Origin of the sequence: Simplicispira metamorpha (assembly GCF_004341365.1) — a bacterium.
Lineage (GTDB): Bacteria > Pseudomonadota > Gammaproteobacteria > Burkholderiales > Burkholderiaceae_C > Simplicispira > Simplicispira metamorpha.
The window spans coordinates 1-1,385 of the sequence record NZ_SLXH01000062.1 but is presented as its reverse complement, the minus strand read 5'-3'; the positions used below and the strand labels follow the sequence as shown (position 1 = coordinate 1,385).

1 protein-coding gene and 1 pseudogene are annotated in these 1,385 nt (G+C 67.6%); both read right to left on the bottom strand.

Annotation, left to right across the window (positions count from 1 at the left end; translation table 11 throughout):
* Window positions 1–789 (bottom strand): annotated as a pseudogene (locus EV674_RS17255) (AAA family ATPase); the annotation flags it as partial.
* Window positions 790–932: 143 nt separating this feature from the next.
* Window positions 933–1,385, bottom strand: a 453-nt coding sequence (locus EV674_RS17250; RefSeq protein ID WP_132750526.1) for a CHC2 zinc finger domain-containing protein, incomplete at its 5' end; no start/stop codon positions are given.

Below are 1,385 nucleotides of genomic sequence, written 5' to 3'. Positions count from 1 at the left end.
CCCCATGCGATGCGTGAGGCTTGCAGGCCGGGCAGCGGTTCGCACTGCTCCATGTGGTACTCGAACCCGCCATCGTCCGGGCCGATGTTGCTTTTACCGCGCGCCAGGATGCGAGAGTCCTCGCCGTCCATGCCCTTGACCTTGGCAGCCACCAGCACAATGCGCGCCACAGCAGTGAACGCCACGCTGCCCACCACACGCTGGGCCGGGTCGGTGCCCTGCCCACCCTTGGCAAAGTGCGTGATGCCCAGCAATGCGCAGTCGCAGGCGGCGGCCAAGTCCACCAGGGGCTGCAATGCGCGGCGCACCTCGGTGTTCTTGTGGCTGTCGCCGGTGACGGCACTGACCACGGGGTCAATCACCAGCAACCGGATGCCGCCGATCTTGCGAATGGCGTCCTGCAACTGGCGCATGTCGCGGGCCGGGTCGAAGGGCACCACTTCACCATCGCGGCGAGTGCCTTGGATGAAATGGCAGCGGCTGCGGTCGGCCCCTGCAGCCATCAGGCGCGGCACCAGCGTATCGGCGGGATCGTCCTCGCCTGACCAGACCAGCACGTTGCCCGCCTCGCAGCGTGTGCCATCGGGCCAGCGCCCGCCGATGGTGATCGGTAGCGGCCATCGCCATGGCAATGGTGGTCTTGCCCTGGCCCGGCGCGCCCGCCAGGATGTGCAGTTTGCCCAGCGCCAGCCAGTGGCGCCACAGCCAGCGCACCGGCTCGGGCGTCAGGTCGGCACCGCAGGCCAGCACCACGCTATCGGGTGTGCGCTCGGTGGCAGGCTCCGGCAGCGGCTCAAAACCAGCGCCAGCGCTTGTCTTTCCTGCACCAGAAGCTATTGCATTGATAGCATCCAAGTCCAGCAGCGGGCGCACGGGGCGGGCGGCAATGTCGGCATCCAGCTCGGCCACCATGCGGTTGTAGTCGTCGGGGTTCATGCGAACACCTCCATGATTCGGGTGATGCGGTTGGATGCGGCCAGCACCCGGGCCTTGTCGGCTTCGCTGGGCACGATGCCGCTGGCGATGCGGCTGGCCTCGATGGCCACCAGCGTGACCTCAAAGGCAATGGCCTGTAGGGCTGCGCGCGGGGAAAGGGGCGTGGGCTTGTGCTGAACGGCGGGTTGGCCGTCATCCACCCAGCAACCCAGCGCCTTGGCGGCGTCGATGAACTCGGCGCCCGTGGCCTGCATCTCGTAGGCCAGCACGTCGCCACCGGATGCACCGCAGGCCATGCAGGCGAATGCACCGCTGTCGGTGTTGATGCGCATGGAGTCTGAGCCGCCGTGGAACTCGCAGCGCGTGGTGCGCCACTTGCCTTTCCTCTCGCGGAACACCAGTCCAGCGGCTTCGTAGTAGCCCACCGGCTCGGGTAGGTTGCGTCGGTC